The organism is Pseudochrobactrum sp. B5, from assembly GCF_001939785.1.
GTDB lineage: Bacteria > Pseudomonadota > Alphaproteobacteria > Rhizobiales > Rhizobiaceae > Pseudochrobactrum > Pseudochrobactrum saccharolyticum.
This window is the reverse complement of the sequence record NZ_MOYL01000002.1, coordinates 180,744-193,714: the sequence shown is the minus strand read 5'-3', so window position 1 is coordinate 193,714 and position 12,971 is coordinate 180,744. Positions and strand designations below refer to the sequence as shown.

The following is a 12,971-nucleotide window of genomic DNA, read 5'->3' as shown; positions in this document are numbered from 1 at the left end:
ATTGCCATTTGCAGACCGGCATGGCACTTTTTCATCAGCTAACGCCGAGCTTCTTCTGCAGACTAGTCGAAGAAGTCGTGTACTGGAACACAACGCGTTCACCCGGGCTGACGATACGCTTGGCGGCCTGTGTCATCAGTGCGGCTTCATGGAAACCGGAAAGGATGAGCTTCAGCTTGCCCGGATACCAGTTGATATCGCCAATGGCGAAAATGCCAGGCTCGGAAGTTTCAAACTTCTCGGTATCAACGGTGATCAGGTTTTCATGCAGGTTAAGACCCCAGTCAGCAATCGGACCAAGCTTCATGGTCAGACCGAAGAATGGCAGCATACGTGTTGCCGGCAGAACGGTTTCGCCGTCAGCACCTTTGATCTTCACAGCGGAGAGATCACCATCTTCACCTTCAAGACCGGATACCTGACCGACTTCAAAGCGGATCTTACCGGCATCAACCAGTTCGAACATTTTCTTCACACTGTCCGGTGCCGCGCGGAACTCCGGACGACGATGCACAACAGTCATGCTTTTTACGATCGGCTGCAGATTCAGCGCCCAGTCCAGAGCACTGTCACCGCCACCAACGATTACTACGTCCTGATCGCGGAAAGCTTCAACACGGCGCACGGCGTAGTAAACGCTCTTGCCTTCATAGGCTTCAATGCCCGGTACCGGCGGACGCTTCGGCTGGAAAGAACCGCCACCGGCAGCAATCACCACAACCTTGGTTTCAAAAACTTCGCCTTCATCGGTTTCCACATGGAAAGAACCGTCTTCCAGACGCTCAAGCTTGGTCACCATACGGTTGAAATGGAACTGCGGCGAAAACGGCTTGATCTGTTCCATCAGCTTGTCGGTCAGCATCTGACCGGAGATTTCCGGCCATGCCGGAATGTCATAAATCGGCTTTTCAGGATAAAGCTCGGCACACTGGCCGCCCGGACGATCCAGAATATCAATCAGATGGCATTTCAGGTCATACAAACCCAGCTCAAAAACAGCAAACAGCCCGACAGGACCGGCACCGATAATGACAACATCTGTGCGGATAACTTCGCTCATATCTTCAATCTCACTGAATCATAACAGCTGCGCCAGCCATTACGATCTGTCACATTAATCTTATGCTCTGCCAGCTGTCACACAGAACATGCTCTGTAAGTGCTGCCCGCGGGAGAGTGGGACAACATCAATACCGGAAACCCGCTGATCTCCGGCGATCCTGTGCAATGCATCTGAAAAACTCAGATGAAACAGCACCGGACAAAATTCAACACGAGTTCTATAGTCAAGTTTAATTCAAATGCCTATAGTTTTTGCCGAAATTGATTTGATTAATACCTGATCTTTTTACAGGCATGTTACGGCACTCATTCTAATGCCTGACAAAAAAACAGAGATACAGACACAAAACTGTGTTTAAACCGCTGAATGCGGAATGATATTGCGCCAAAACAAATAAATAAAAAGCGGCCTGCCTTTTATGCAGACCGCTTTAGGAACCGTAACGAATTGTCCGGACAGGTCAGCCCTGACGCTCAGGCACCTGAACAACCAGACCTTCAAGCTCGTCGCGCACGATAATCTGGCAGGACAGACGCGAATTGCCGCGCACATCATAGGCAAAGTCCAGCATATCTTCTTCCATCGGCTCAGGACCGCCAACCACATCTGTCCAGTCTTCATCGACATAAACATGGCAGGTTGCGCAGGCGCAGGCACCGCCGCATTCCGCATCAATACCCGGAATACCGTTGCGAATGGCATTTTCCATAACAGTGGAGCCGTTTTCAGCTTCAACTTCATTCCGCATCGCGCCGTCAGCAGAAACAAATGTGATCTTGGTCATGTAGTCATCCTGTAAAATGCCGGCAAAATCATCCGGTGCAGTGCAAACCGCAGCCGATAAAGCTGACACTCTGTAAAAATACTTGTTGCAGGGCAGATACGTGCTGCAGCCAAGGAGTTCAAGCTGTAAACAGCACCTCCCTGCCCGTCTGCGTCAATTCGATCACTCAGGCACATTCCGAAAACTATGCAGCGGTGTTCGGATGAGACACATGGTAAAACGAAAAGGCAGAGCCTTTCGTCACTATATATGTTAATCATTTCCGAAAGATTGAGCGCTGTTTCACCGGTGCAGAAGCACTAATTTCTTGCCGGACTATGGCAAAATATGCCACAATTCAGGGCATATTATATTCATATCTGATGTCTGCTTAAAGATTTCCACAATTAGATAACGCTTAAAAAAGCCCGCATTTGCTTTGTTTTCAATGCCCCTACGAGTGCCGCGTTAACCTTATCTTTAAACATTTCATCAACCGCAATTTCCGTAGTTCCCATATGGCTCCGGAAGTTTTAACCTATAGACTGCGCAACGTGTCTTTGTATCTGCCGTTAAGAATTGAGCGGCAGCAACTCAGAGCATGGTTTTTGCGTATAAGTATGAGTACGGGGTAAAACGGCTATGGCACAAAATACAAAAGCGCAAAAGCTTGAGCTTGATATGGAACAGGCCCTCTCTGACGGGCTGGATCTGGATTTCAGCGACGACTTTGAGCTGGATTTGAATTTTGACGCTCCTGAAGCAGAATTCTCGCTTGATGATCTGGAAAGCCAGATTTCGCGCGCAGCAGAAGAACTGGCACTGGAACAGAACGGCGCTTCAACAATAGCCGCCGCTGCTGCAGGCACTGCCGTTGCCGCTGCCGCCGTGAAAGGCAAAGCAGAGACGCTGGCACAGTCAGAGCCGGAAAAGCCTGTTAAAGAGAAAAAAGCAGAAAAAACCGTTCTGCCTGCCGCACCGGTCACACCGGCTGCGCCTCCTGTTGTTACAGCCTCTGCCAATACCCCGGGCAGCGTGACTGTTTTACAGGCCGCAAACCAGCCGGAAGCCACGGCCCCCGTTCACAGTGCCAAATCCGAAACAATATCCGCACGCAGCGATGCAGAAATGCAGGCTGAAACTGTGCTGGCAGATCCTGTAGCTGCACGCCCTGCAGCCACTCAGGCAGCACCTGCTGCCGCAGCCTCCCCGTTTACACCGGCCAATGACGATCTGCGCAACGATAACTTGTTGCTGCGTCGCACCAATGGCCGCAATGCAAATGTGTTCTGGACTACCACAGCCATCAGCGCCCTCTGGACAGCAGGCGGTCTTACCCTTGCCCATGCGCTGAGCCCGCAGGGTCTCACCTCTTTCTCGGCAATCAAAGATTTCTTCGGCACTCCGGCCGGTATCGGTGTTGCAGCCGGTATTGCCGTGCCGGTTGTGATGTTCTGGGGCTTTGCCCAGATGGTGCGCCGTGCACAGGAACTGCAATCCGCTGCCCGTCAGATGACTGCCGCCGCTATGCGCCTCGCTTCGCCTGAAGCCGCAGCCGGTGACCGCGTTTCCACGCTCGGTCAGGCCGTGCGCCGTGAAGTTGCAGCGATGAATGAAGGTATCGAGCGCACACTCGCCCGTGCCGTTGAACTGGAAACTCTGGTTCAGACCGAAGTGCACCAGCTTGAACGCGCTTACAGCGATAATGAAGTGCGTATCCGCGCATTGATTGCCGAACTTGGCAATGAGCGTGAAGCGGTCATCAGCCATGCTGAACGCGTACGCTCCTCGATCTCCGGTGCCCATGAGCACCTCAAGACTGAACTGTCATCGGCCAGCGATATCATCCGCGACAATGTTCTCACCGTTTCCAGCGAGCTGACCTCTTCCCTGTCCCATGCAGGTGAAACAATGATCAGCCGCCTGAATGAAAGCGGCGCGGCCATTTCCGAGGCGATTGATACCCGTAGCACAGATATTTCGACACGCATCAGCTCTTCGGGCGGTGATTTTGTTGAAATCCTTGATACACGTATCGCCACATTGGAAGAACGCTCACGCGGTCTCACCGAAACCCTGACCGAAGCGCTGGATGCACGTACATCCAACATCGCTTCGCTGCTCGGCGATGCAACCATGAATATGGTCACCGAATTCGATCAGCGTCTGGCCAATCTGAACGCCACACTGGCAGAACGCGGCCATTCGCTGCTCAATGAATTTGAAGGCCGCGCACAGGCAATCGACAGCAGCACTGAGAAACTCAATGCGGCTCTGGAAGTCCGTTCGCGTCAGATCAATGAAAATCTGATTGCCCGTACCCGTGAGATCGCAGAAACCTTCTCCGGTGTTCGTTCATCCATCAGCACTGTGGTTGACGAAACCAAAGACAAACTCAACGGCGAATTGTCAGGCATTACAGATTCTGTTGCCGGTCTGCTCAATGACCGCGCCGGTCACTTCATCGCTCAGATTGCTGACAGCCGTGAATCCCTGTCATCGACACTCTCCGGTGAAGCTGACCGCATTGCAGCTGCAATGCAGCAGCACAGCCAGACGATTACAGAGCGTGGCGCTGATATTGAACGTGCCATTGCAGGCAATGCAGCCAATCTCGACCAGACTGCCAGCCAGCATGCCGCTATTCTGGAACAGCGCACCAATGATATGCGTGAAGCGATGGCTGCCCATAATGCCAAGCTCAACGATATTTTTGCAGAAGAGGAAGGCCGTTTCGAAGGTCGCACCTCAGCTCTCAAAAGCTCGCTCGACCAGCAGCATGCGGAATATGCGCGGGCACTGGATGAGCGTAATCAGCAATTCTCTGACAGCCTGCAGAACAACAGCGCTGCTGTCAGCTCGCTGCTGAATGAACATATCAATACTGTCGGTGACCGCGCCTCGCAATTGCAGGCAGCGATGCTGAGCGGTTCTGAAAGCCTTGATGCCAATCTGCGTCAGCACAGCGATACGCTGGTACAGCGCACTGTTGCCCTGCAGGATGCTGTTGCTAATGCAACCGGCGTATTGCAAAGCTCGTTTGACAATCAGACCGGCATTATCGAAGAACGCACCTCCACTATGGAACGCGCTCTGAGCATCGGTGTAGACAATGTTCGTAAATCGCTGGAGCAGAGCGCTTCGGTTGTTGCCGGAACACTGCGTGAGAAAATCACAGAAGCTGCCGGTTCCCTCACCGCAGAAGCTGCCAAGGCCGGTGATGCACTGCATGGCTTTGGTGAAAACTTCAACGACCGTCTGATTGAAAATCTGGCCGGTACAGAAGCCCGTCTCGGCGAACGCGCCAGCCAGATTGCATCCGGTCTGGAAGCGATTGAAACCCGCCTCACCGGCGAACTCAGCGGCATTGAATCGCGCATTGCAGAAACCGCATCGCGTACCAGTGACGTGCTCGGCTCCCATAGCGAAGCTTTCAGCGCCCGTGTTCTGGAAAACCTGTCCGGCACAGAAGCCCGCCTCACTGAACGTGCGGAAGCCATTGCTTCCGGCATCAATGATGTGAGCAACCGTCTGACCGGCGACCTCAGCGGCATTGAAACACGAATTGCGGAAACCGCATCCCGCGCCAGCGATGTTCTCGGCTCCCATAGTGAAGCTTTCAGCGCCCGTGTTCTGGAAAACCTTTCCGGTACAGAGGCACGCCTGACTGAACGTGCTGATGCGATTGCCATGGGTCTTGGTGAAATCGGTTCGCGCATTACCGGTGAACTCGGTGTGATCGAAGCCCGCATTTCCGATGCGACGCAGAACACCTCCTCCACACTGGAAGAACGTACCCGTGAGCTGAATGCGGTTCTCGCAGCCCGCTCGCAGGAAATCACCCGTATTCTGGCCGATACCGCAGAACCTCTGGTACAGCGCCTTGCCGACAGCGGTCAGGGTCTTGCAAGCCAGCTGGAAGAAGCGACCCATGCAGCAACCGACCGCCTGCGTTCGGAAAATGCAGCACTGGTCAATGCACTGGCCAGCCGTACGGCTGAAACCATCTCTGCGGTGCAGGAAGCCAAGTCCAGCCTGTCCGATGGTGTTGGCGGCCTGATTGATCGTCTGGCAAGCTCCAATGCGGAACTTGGTCAGCTGATCGACAAAGCCACACTCAACCTCAACGATATTGATACACGTCTGGTTGAAACAACGTCGAACTTTGCTGACAGCACCAACAAGGCTGCGCAGATCTTCTCCAGCTCCAGCGTTGTGATCGATAATAATATCGGTGCCCTGCGCTCGCTCTCCGGCAATACGCTGTCGCAGATTGCGGATATCGCCAAGCGTTTTGAAGATCACAGTGCGGTTCTGTCCCGTGCATCTGACCTGATCAACACTGCTCAGAATGGTCTGACTGACACATTGTCCGACCGTCAGGATGCTCTGGAACGTCTGTCTGCCGGTCTGCTTGCCAAATCTGAGAACATTGAGAAAGTGATGCAGGGCTTTGAAACCCTTGTTACTTCCGCTCTGGAACGCACCGAAGGCCGCACACGCAATTCGACAGAACAGCTGCGCGCTGCCATTTCCGAAGTTGTGGAACAGGCCAGCCAGAAGTTTGCAACAGCAACGGATGAAATCCGCCGTTCGGCCGCTGAAATCCGCGGTGAACTGGATGCAACCCGTGGCGAGCTGAAGCGCGGCGTATTGGATATGCCGGCGGAAGCCAAGGAATCCACCACTGCAATGCGCAAGGCAGTTTCCGAGCAGATCAATGCGCTGAAAGAACTGGCATCCATCGTCAATAAATCCGGCCGTCTGGTCGATGTGGGCGACAGCCGTGCAGACCGCACTATTGCAAAACAGACAGCCGCAGCGCAGCCTGCTCCGGCCTATGTTGCACCAGTGGTCACACAGACTGCGGCTCCGGTACAGCAGCCACAGAGCTACACAGTTTCCGCAGCACCTGCTCCACAGGAAAGCGCACGCGGCGGCTGGGTTTCCAATCTGCTGGCACGCGCTTCCGCAGATGAGGAAACAGCTTCGGCACCGCGCAACCAGAGCAATGTAACACCGCAGCGTTCAGCCGCCCATGTGGTCGACAGCCTGAACTCCCTGTCGGTTGATATTGCCCGTGCGATTGATCATGAAGCATCGGTAGAACTTTGGGATCGCTACCGTCGCGGTGAACGCAATGTCTTCACCCGCCGTCTCTACACTCTGAAAGGTCAGCAGACCTTTGAAGAGATCAAACGCAAATACCAGATGGATGGTGATTTCCGCCGTGCGGTAGACCGCTACATGGATGATTTCCAGCGTCTGCTGGAAGATGTTGCCCGTAATGATCGTGATAATATGGTCACCCAGACCTATCTCACATCCGATACAGGCAAAGTCTACACCATGCTGGCACATGCATCGGGTCGTCTGCGTTAACCGGATACCACATTCAGAAAGGCGGGATTTTTCCCGCCTTTTTTATTTTCTGACGACCCCTGACAAAGCGTCTCAGCTGCTCATAATTTTACCATACCACTCTTGCCAAATGACGGGGCAGAGCTTCTATAGTGAGTTCTACAGAATTACATTGCGGCATGTCATTTGCTGCTCACAAGCATATATACCGGAGGAACTATGTCTCAGACTGCACCGCGCTATCCAGATACCCAGCTTTTGATCAACGGCGAATGGCGCAATGCGCAAAGCGGGCGCACAATTGATGTGTTCAATCCGGCCACCGGCGAAGTGATCGGCAAGGTTGCCCATGCTGAGAAAGTTGATCTCGACGCAGCACTGGATGCCGCTGCCAAAGGCTTTAAAATCTGGAGCGCAAGCTCGCCATTCGACCGTTCCAAATTCATGCGCCGCGCGGCAGATTTGCTGCGTGAGCGGGCAGATGCCATTGCACCGATCCTTACCCTTGAGCAGGGCAAGCCGGTAGCGGAAGCCAAAGGTGAGATCCTTGCCGGTGCAGATATTATCGACTGGTTTGCTGAAGAAGCACGCCGCACCTATGGCCAGATCATTCCGGCACGCGCTGCCGGTGTATCGCAGATGGCATTCAAACTGCCGGTCGGCCCTGTCGCTGCTTTCACCCCATGGAATTTCCCGATCAATCAGGTGGTGCGCAAGCTCTCCGCTGCCATTGCCGCCGGTTGCTCGATCATTGTCAAAGCGCCGGAAGAAACACCGGCCTCACCTGCCGAACTGATCCGCGTTTTTGTTGATGCCGGTATTCCGGCCGGTGTGGTCAATCTGGTTTATGGCGTACCGTCAGAAATCTCCGAATATCTGATCCCGCATCCGGTAATCCGCAAAATCTCGTTCACCGGCTCCACACCCATCGGCAAAATGCTGGCCGGTCTTGCCAGCCAGCATATGAAACTTTCGACCATGGAACTCGGCGGTCATGCACCGGCGATCATCTTTGATGATGCCGATGTAGAAGGCGCGGTTAAAACACTGGCTATGTCCAAATTCCGCAATGCCGGTCAGGTTTGCGTTTCGCCGACCCGCTTCCTCGTGCAGGAAAAGGTCTATGAGCAGGTCGTTGAATCCTTCACTGAAAAAGCCAAAGCCATCAAAGTCGGCAATGGTTTTGACGAGGGTGTGCAGATGGGGCCGCTGGCCAATGAACGCCGTATCCCTGCCCTTGAATCCCTGATTCAGGATGCCGTGGACAATGGCGCACGTCTGATGACCGGTGGCCGCCGTATCGGCAATGTCGGCAATTTCTTTGAGCCGACCGTGCTGGCCGATGCGCCTAAAACCGCACGTATCATGAATGAAGAGCCTTTCGGCCCTGTGGCTGTCTTCTCATCCTTCAAGACACTGGATGAAGTGATTGATGAAGCCAACCGCCTGCCATTTGGTCTGGCGTCCTATGCCTTTACCCGTTCCGCTGAAAATGCACGCGAACTGGGCATGCGCATTGAGGCTGGCATGACAACAATCAACCATCTCGGCCTCGCACTGCCGGAAGTGCCGTTCGGCGGCATCAAGGATTCCGGTTATGGTACAGAAGGCGGCTCAGAAGCGATCAATGCCTATCTGACCACAAAATTTGTGACCCATCTGGTTATCTGACATTATTTTATTGCCAGACATTACGCCCCGCCGGTGATCACACCGGCGGGGTTTATTTTACCCTCATGACTAATAAAATTATTCAGAATTCGTTTGATCTTTCAGATTGTTGCGTTACGCTCCTGACCGAGCCGGCCAAAAACAAAAACACGGCCGCGTGAATGAGGGGAACTACAGCATGACACTGATGACAACAGTCAAAAAACACAAGCTGAACAAGCTCGCACTGGCGCTGGCATTCAGCACAGCTTTAACAGGCTCAGTGCTGATGAGTGCAGCCAATGCAGCCACACCGGCGGATACGCTGGTGATCGCCATGGCGACAGATGATGTGATTTCGCTGGATCCGGCGGAATCCTTTGAAATTACCACCGCAGAAATTCTGGCCAACAGCTATGGCCGCCTGCTGCGCACAGACTATAAAGACCCGTCCAAGCTGGTCGCTGATATTGCCGAGAGCTGGGAAGTTGCCGAAGACGGCAAGACTTTTACCTTTAAAATCCGCAAGGGTCAGAAATTTGCCTCCGGCAATCCGATTACCGCACATGATGCTGCTTTTTCGCTGCAACGCGCGGTGAAGCTCGATCAGAGTCCTGTTTTCATTCTCAGCCAGTTCGGCCTGACCAAAGACAATGTGGATGAGAAAGTCTTTGCCAAAGATGATGACACGCTGATTTTCACCTCGGAAAAAGCCTTTGCACCAAGCTTTGTTTATAACTGCCTGACTGCCACAGTCGGCTCTGTCGTTGACAGCAAGCTGCTCAAAGAACACGCGAAACCGGTCACACCGACTGCGGATTCCAAAGCAGATAATGATTTCGGCCATGAATGGCTGAAGCGTAATTATGCAGGCTCCGGCGCTTATGCAATCAAGGACTGGCGTCCGAATGAAATCATTATGATGGAGCGCAATGAGTCTTACGACGGTGAAAAACCACCGCTCAAGCGCATTATCTATCGCTATGTGAAGGAAAGCGCGTCGCAGCGTATTATGCTGGATGCCGGTGATATCGACATTGCCCGCAATCTGGAACCGGGCGATCTTGAAGCCATCTCCAAAGATGAGCGCTTCCACACTGCCAGCGCGCCGAAAGGTACTATCTATTATTTCAGCCTCAACCAGCAGAACGAGACATTGTCCAAACCGGAGGTTCGTCAGGCTGTAAAATATCTGGTGGATTACAGCGCTATTCAGTCCACGCTGATTAAGGGTATCGGCACGATCCACCAGAATTTCCTGCCCGCCGGTATGCTTGGTTCAACGGACGAGAACCCGTTCAGCCTTAATGTTGAAAAAGCCAAGGAACTGCTGGAAAAAGCCGGTCTGAAAGACGGTTTCACCATTACCATGGATGTACGCAACACACAGCCGGTCACCGGTATTGCAGAATCCATTCAGCAGACTTTTGCCAAAGCCAATATCAAACTGGAAATCATTCCGGGCGACGGCAAGCAGACACTCACCAAATATCGCGCTCGTAAGCATGATATTTATATCGGCCAGTGGGGCATCGATTACTGGGATCCGCATACCAATGCCGATACATTCGTGACCAATCTGGACAATAGCGACAATGCGGTTTCAAAAACCAGTGCATGGCGCAATTCATGGGAAATCCCTGAACTGACCCAGAAAACGCTGGCCGCTGTCATGGAAAAAGACGCTGACAAACGCGCACAGCAATATCTGGATCTTCAGAAAGAGTTCCGCGACACCAGCCCGTTCACCATGATTTATCAGCTGAATGAAGTGGCGGTTGTGTCCAACAAGGTGAAAGACTTCATCATTTCACCGGATACCAATTATGTGCTGAAAGCCTCAAAAGAATAGCAAACAGAAACGGCCGCAGACTATAAATCTGCGGCCGTTTTCATATCCTGATGCTAAAAGGTCGCCTTTTAGCGCACAACTAATATAGCCGTTTTGGTATGTGTCAGCACTTCACTGGTCTGGCTGCCCAGCAACAAGCGGCCGATACCGCGGCGGCCATGGGATGTCATCACAATCAGATCAACATCGCTGTGCTGGCTGAAATCGATAATTGCCTCGGCAGGCCAGCGCTCATCAATATGTTTCAGCGTGGCAGTAATACCGGCTTTGGTGGCCGCCTCACCAGCCGCTTTGAGAATATCCTGCGCCTGTCGCGCCTGATTTTCATTATAGATTTCGATATCTTTCGGGCTGGCAATCCAGCCTGCGCTGCTCGCGGTTGCCATCATCGGAAACGGCTCGGTCACAGTCAGAATAGTCACTTTGCTTCCAAGTTTAGAGGCCAGTTGCAGCCCCTGTTCCAGACCTTTTTGTGCAAGCTCAGATCCGTCCGTAGCAATCAAAATATGCTTATACATTATGCTGTCCCTGCCCCGTTAAATGACCTGTCTTCAGTGAAGCCGGAGCCAAAGCATCAGTAAACCTCACGCTGAAGCAGATTTTATCTTAAAACGCATAATACCATGTGTGAAGCCGGATTCCGCACATAGAGATCAACAAAATAGCGCAAAACGGCAGAGATCCAAGAATTACCGGCAATTACAACTTAAAATAATAAAATATTGTGATACCATCATTTCAGTAACATGGTAAAATTATCATGTTACTTCAAAGAAAATAACTTTGAAGAAGGCAGACTTTATTCCGGAAAGGTACTCAAACGCTGCAGGAGAAATAAAATGAAACTTATTTCTAGAATTTACGATCATTACGGCTCTGCAAAACAGGTCGTGCATAATCTTGAGGCTGCAGGCTTTCCTCACTCTGACATTGTCATTGTCAGCCGCAAATTTGCGGAAGAAGATACAACCATGTGCGATGAAATCGTCAACTATGCCGGTATCGGCACTGTGATTGGCGGTATTGCCGGTTTGATTACAGGTTTCGGCTTGATCGCGGTGCCGGTTGTCGGCTCTGCGGCTTTAACTGCCGGCTGGCTGGTTGCCGCTTCAATCGGTATGCTGACCGGCGCGGCCATAGGCGGCATTATCGGCAGTGTTATCAGCTCCTTTGCCTCCCACGGCATCAGCAAGGAAGATGCCCGCCTGTGCATTGAAGCTTCCAAGCTCGGCAATACGATTGTCAGCCTGCGCCTGAAAGGCGGAGCCGGAAACCTCACTGAAACGCAGGTCAGCCAGATCATGGATGTTCAGGGGGCAATGACTGTTGACCAGTTCCGCGACCGTATCCAGCAACAGCGCAATGCGAAAAATGCGGGTTCCTATACAGGAAAACCGGTTCACCGCACCTGAACTGACAGCGCGACTATGCTGGCTGAGCTTGACGTGATGCCGGTATAACCGGCATCAGATAATGAATAGGCTATCCTTTTTTATGGAAAGCCTCCGGCAAGCTCATCGCATTTTTCTGGCTCGTAAACAGCACAGTCGGATCAATACGCCCGACACCGCGATAAGGGCTGGTATGGATCGCCAGAATCCACATACTCATCGTTGCAGTCACAATATAAATGGCGAGCGCTTTGCGCCCTGCTTTCGGCCGATCCGCATGAACAGAAGCTATAACAACCAGAGTCAAAACAGTCAGGAAAAATACCAGATACCACTTGTAATGATTGACAGAGCTTGATCCCAATGCAAGGCGCGCATTACGGGCATCCTGCATTTCATCAAAATCCCGCACCATCTGCGACATCAAAGCCCCCGGTATATCGCCGCGTGCAAGGCTGATCATCGAGACACGGATATTCTGCAACGCCTCCTCAACCGCGCGGGCGGGCTGGGTATTGTAGCCTTTATGCCATTCCTCAGAAATCACTGTTACACGGTAAACTGTGAGCGCCTTGAGCAAAACCGGATCATTCAGAGCCTCCGGCCGTGCCATACCGATCAGACGGGTGATAGATGAGCGTTCTTCGCTAGCGGCCTGATCTGCACGGCCATTCACAGTCCAGATATCGGCAGCGACAAAGCCCAGCGCCAAAGCCCATGCCGTTGCAATTGTGCCGACAAATGCTGCGATCGGCAGCGTCAGAATATCTTTCGATGCTTGTCTTGCGAAAATGCGCAGAAACACCAGTCCGACTGCATAGAAAATGATGCCACAAACACAAAACAGCAAGAACATCAAAGCTGGTGATATACCGAACAAATGGTGCATTC

The 12,971-nt window shown here is 52.5% G+C and carries 8 protein-coding genes; 4 read left to right on the top strand and 4 right to left on the bottom strand.

The genetic code is table 11. From position 1 onward, the window contains the following. Positions 1 to 34 precede the first annotated feature (34 nt). Together BKD14_RS07430 and BKD14_RS07425 are read right to left on the bottom strand one after the other, a co-directional pair. Positions 35 to 1,060 (bottom strand): NAD(P)/FAD-dependent oxidoreductase, encoded by a 1,026-nt coding sequence (locus BKD14_RS07430; RefSeq protein WP_022710837.1) that lies wholly within the window; start codon positions 1,058 to 1,060, stop codon positions 35 to 37. 463 nt (positions 1,061 to 1,523) lie between these two features. Beyond that, positions 1,524 to 1,847, bottom strand: coding sequence for a 2Fe-2S iron-sulfur cluster-binding protein (locus tag BKD14_RS07425; protein ID WP_028233614.1), 324 nt, complete (start codon positions 1,845 to 1,847; stop codon positions 1,524 to 1,526). 621 nt (positions 1,848 to 2,468) lie between these two features. Between BKD14_RS07425 and BKD14_RS07420 the strand changes: the two genes are divergently transcribed. From BKD14_RS07420 to BKD14_RS07410, 3 genes are all read left to right on the top strand, one after another. After that, positions 2,469 to 7,208 (top strand): kinesin, encoded by a 4,740-nt coding sequence (locus tag BKD14_RS07420; protein WP_075654929.1) that lies wholly within the window; start codon positions 2,469 to 2,471, stop codon positions 7,206 to 7,208. Between the two features lie 198 nt (positions 7,209 to 7,406). Beyond that, positions 7,407 to 8,858 carry an NAD-dependent succinate-semialdehyde dehydrogenase gene (locus BKD14_RS07415; RefSeq protein ID WP_075654928.1) on the top strand — a complete coding sequence of 484 codons (1,452 nt, stop codon included), beginning with the start codon at positions 7,407 to 7,409 and terminating at the stop codon, positions 8,856 to 8,858. A gap of 268 nt (positions 8,859 to 9,126) precedes the next feature. Beyond that, positions 9,127 to 10,689 (top strand): ABC transporter substrate-binding protein, encoded by a 1,563-nt coding sequence (locus tag BKD14_RS07410; RefSeq protein ID WP_245293616.1) that lies wholly within the window; start codon positions 9,127 to 9,129, stop codon positions 10,687 to 10,689. Positions 10,690 to 10,757: 68 nt separating this feature from the next. Here BKD14_RS07410 and BKD14_RS07405 read toward each other — a convergent pair whose 3' ends face one another. After that, positions 10,758 to 11,207: a universal stress protein gene (locus BKD14_RS07405; RefSeq protein ID WP_075654927.1), complete on the bottom strand. Its 450-nt coding sequence runs from the start codon at positions 11,205 to 11,207 to the stop codon at positions 10,758 to 10,760. Positions 11,208 to 11,528: 321 nt separating this feature from the next. Here BKD14_RS07405 and BKD14_RS07400 point away from each other — a divergent pair, with 321 nt between their 5' ends. After that, positions 11,529 to 12,101: a hypothetical protein gene (locus tag BKD14_RS07400; RefSeq protein ID WP_022711693.1), complete on the top strand. Its 573-nt coding sequence runs from the start codon at positions 11,529 to 11,531 to the stop codon at positions 12,099 to 12,101. A gap of 70 nt (positions 12,102 to 12,171) precedes the next feature. On the opposite strand, the gene BKD14_RS07395 is transcribed toward BKD14_RS07400, so the two are convergent. Continuing rightward, positions 12,172 to 12,969 carry a hypothetical protein gene (locus BKD14_RS07395; RefSeq protein ID WP_022711694.1) on the bottom strand — a complete coding sequence of 266 codons (798 nt, stop codon included), beginning with the start codon at positions 12,967 to 12,969 and terminating at the stop codon, positions 12,172 to 12,174. Positions 12,970 to 12,971 lie beyond the last annotated feature (2 nt).

Excerpts from the sequence above, each read along its gene's own strand:
- BKD14_RS07400 (WP_022711693.1), top strand. The coding sequence starts at position 11,529 with ATGAAACTTATTTCTAGAATTTACGATCATTACGGCTCTGCAAAACAG.
- BKD14_RS07410 (WP_245293616.1), top strand. The coding sequence starts at position 9,127 with ATGAGTGCAGCCAATGCAGCCACACCGGCGGATACGCTGGTGATCGCC.
- BKD14_RS07395 (WP_022711694.1), bottom strand. The coding sequence starts at position 12,969 with ATGCACCATTTGTTCGGTATATCACCAGCTTTGATGTTCTTGCTGTTT.
- BKD14_RS07430 (WP_022710837.1), bottom strand. The coding sequence starts at position 1,060 with ATGAGCGAAGTTATCCGCACAGATGTTGTCATTATCGGTGCCGGTCCT.
- BKD14_RS07405 (WP_075654927.1), bottom strand. The coding sequence starts at position 11,207 with ATGTATAAGCATATTTTGATTGCTACGGACGGATCTGAGCTTGCACAA.
- BKD14_RS07420 (WP_075654929.1), top strand. The coding sequence starts at position 2,469 with ATGGCACAAAATACAAAAGCGCAAAAGCTTGAGCTTGATATGGAACAG.
- BKD14_RS07425 (WP_028233614.1), bottom strand. The coding sequence starts at position 1,847 with ATGACCAAGATCACATTTGTTTCTGCTGACGGCGCGATGCGGAATGAA.
- BKD14_RS07415 (WP_075654928.1), top strand. The coding sequence starts at position 7,407 with ATGTCTCAGACTGCACCGCGCTATCCAGATACCCAGCTTTTGATCAAC.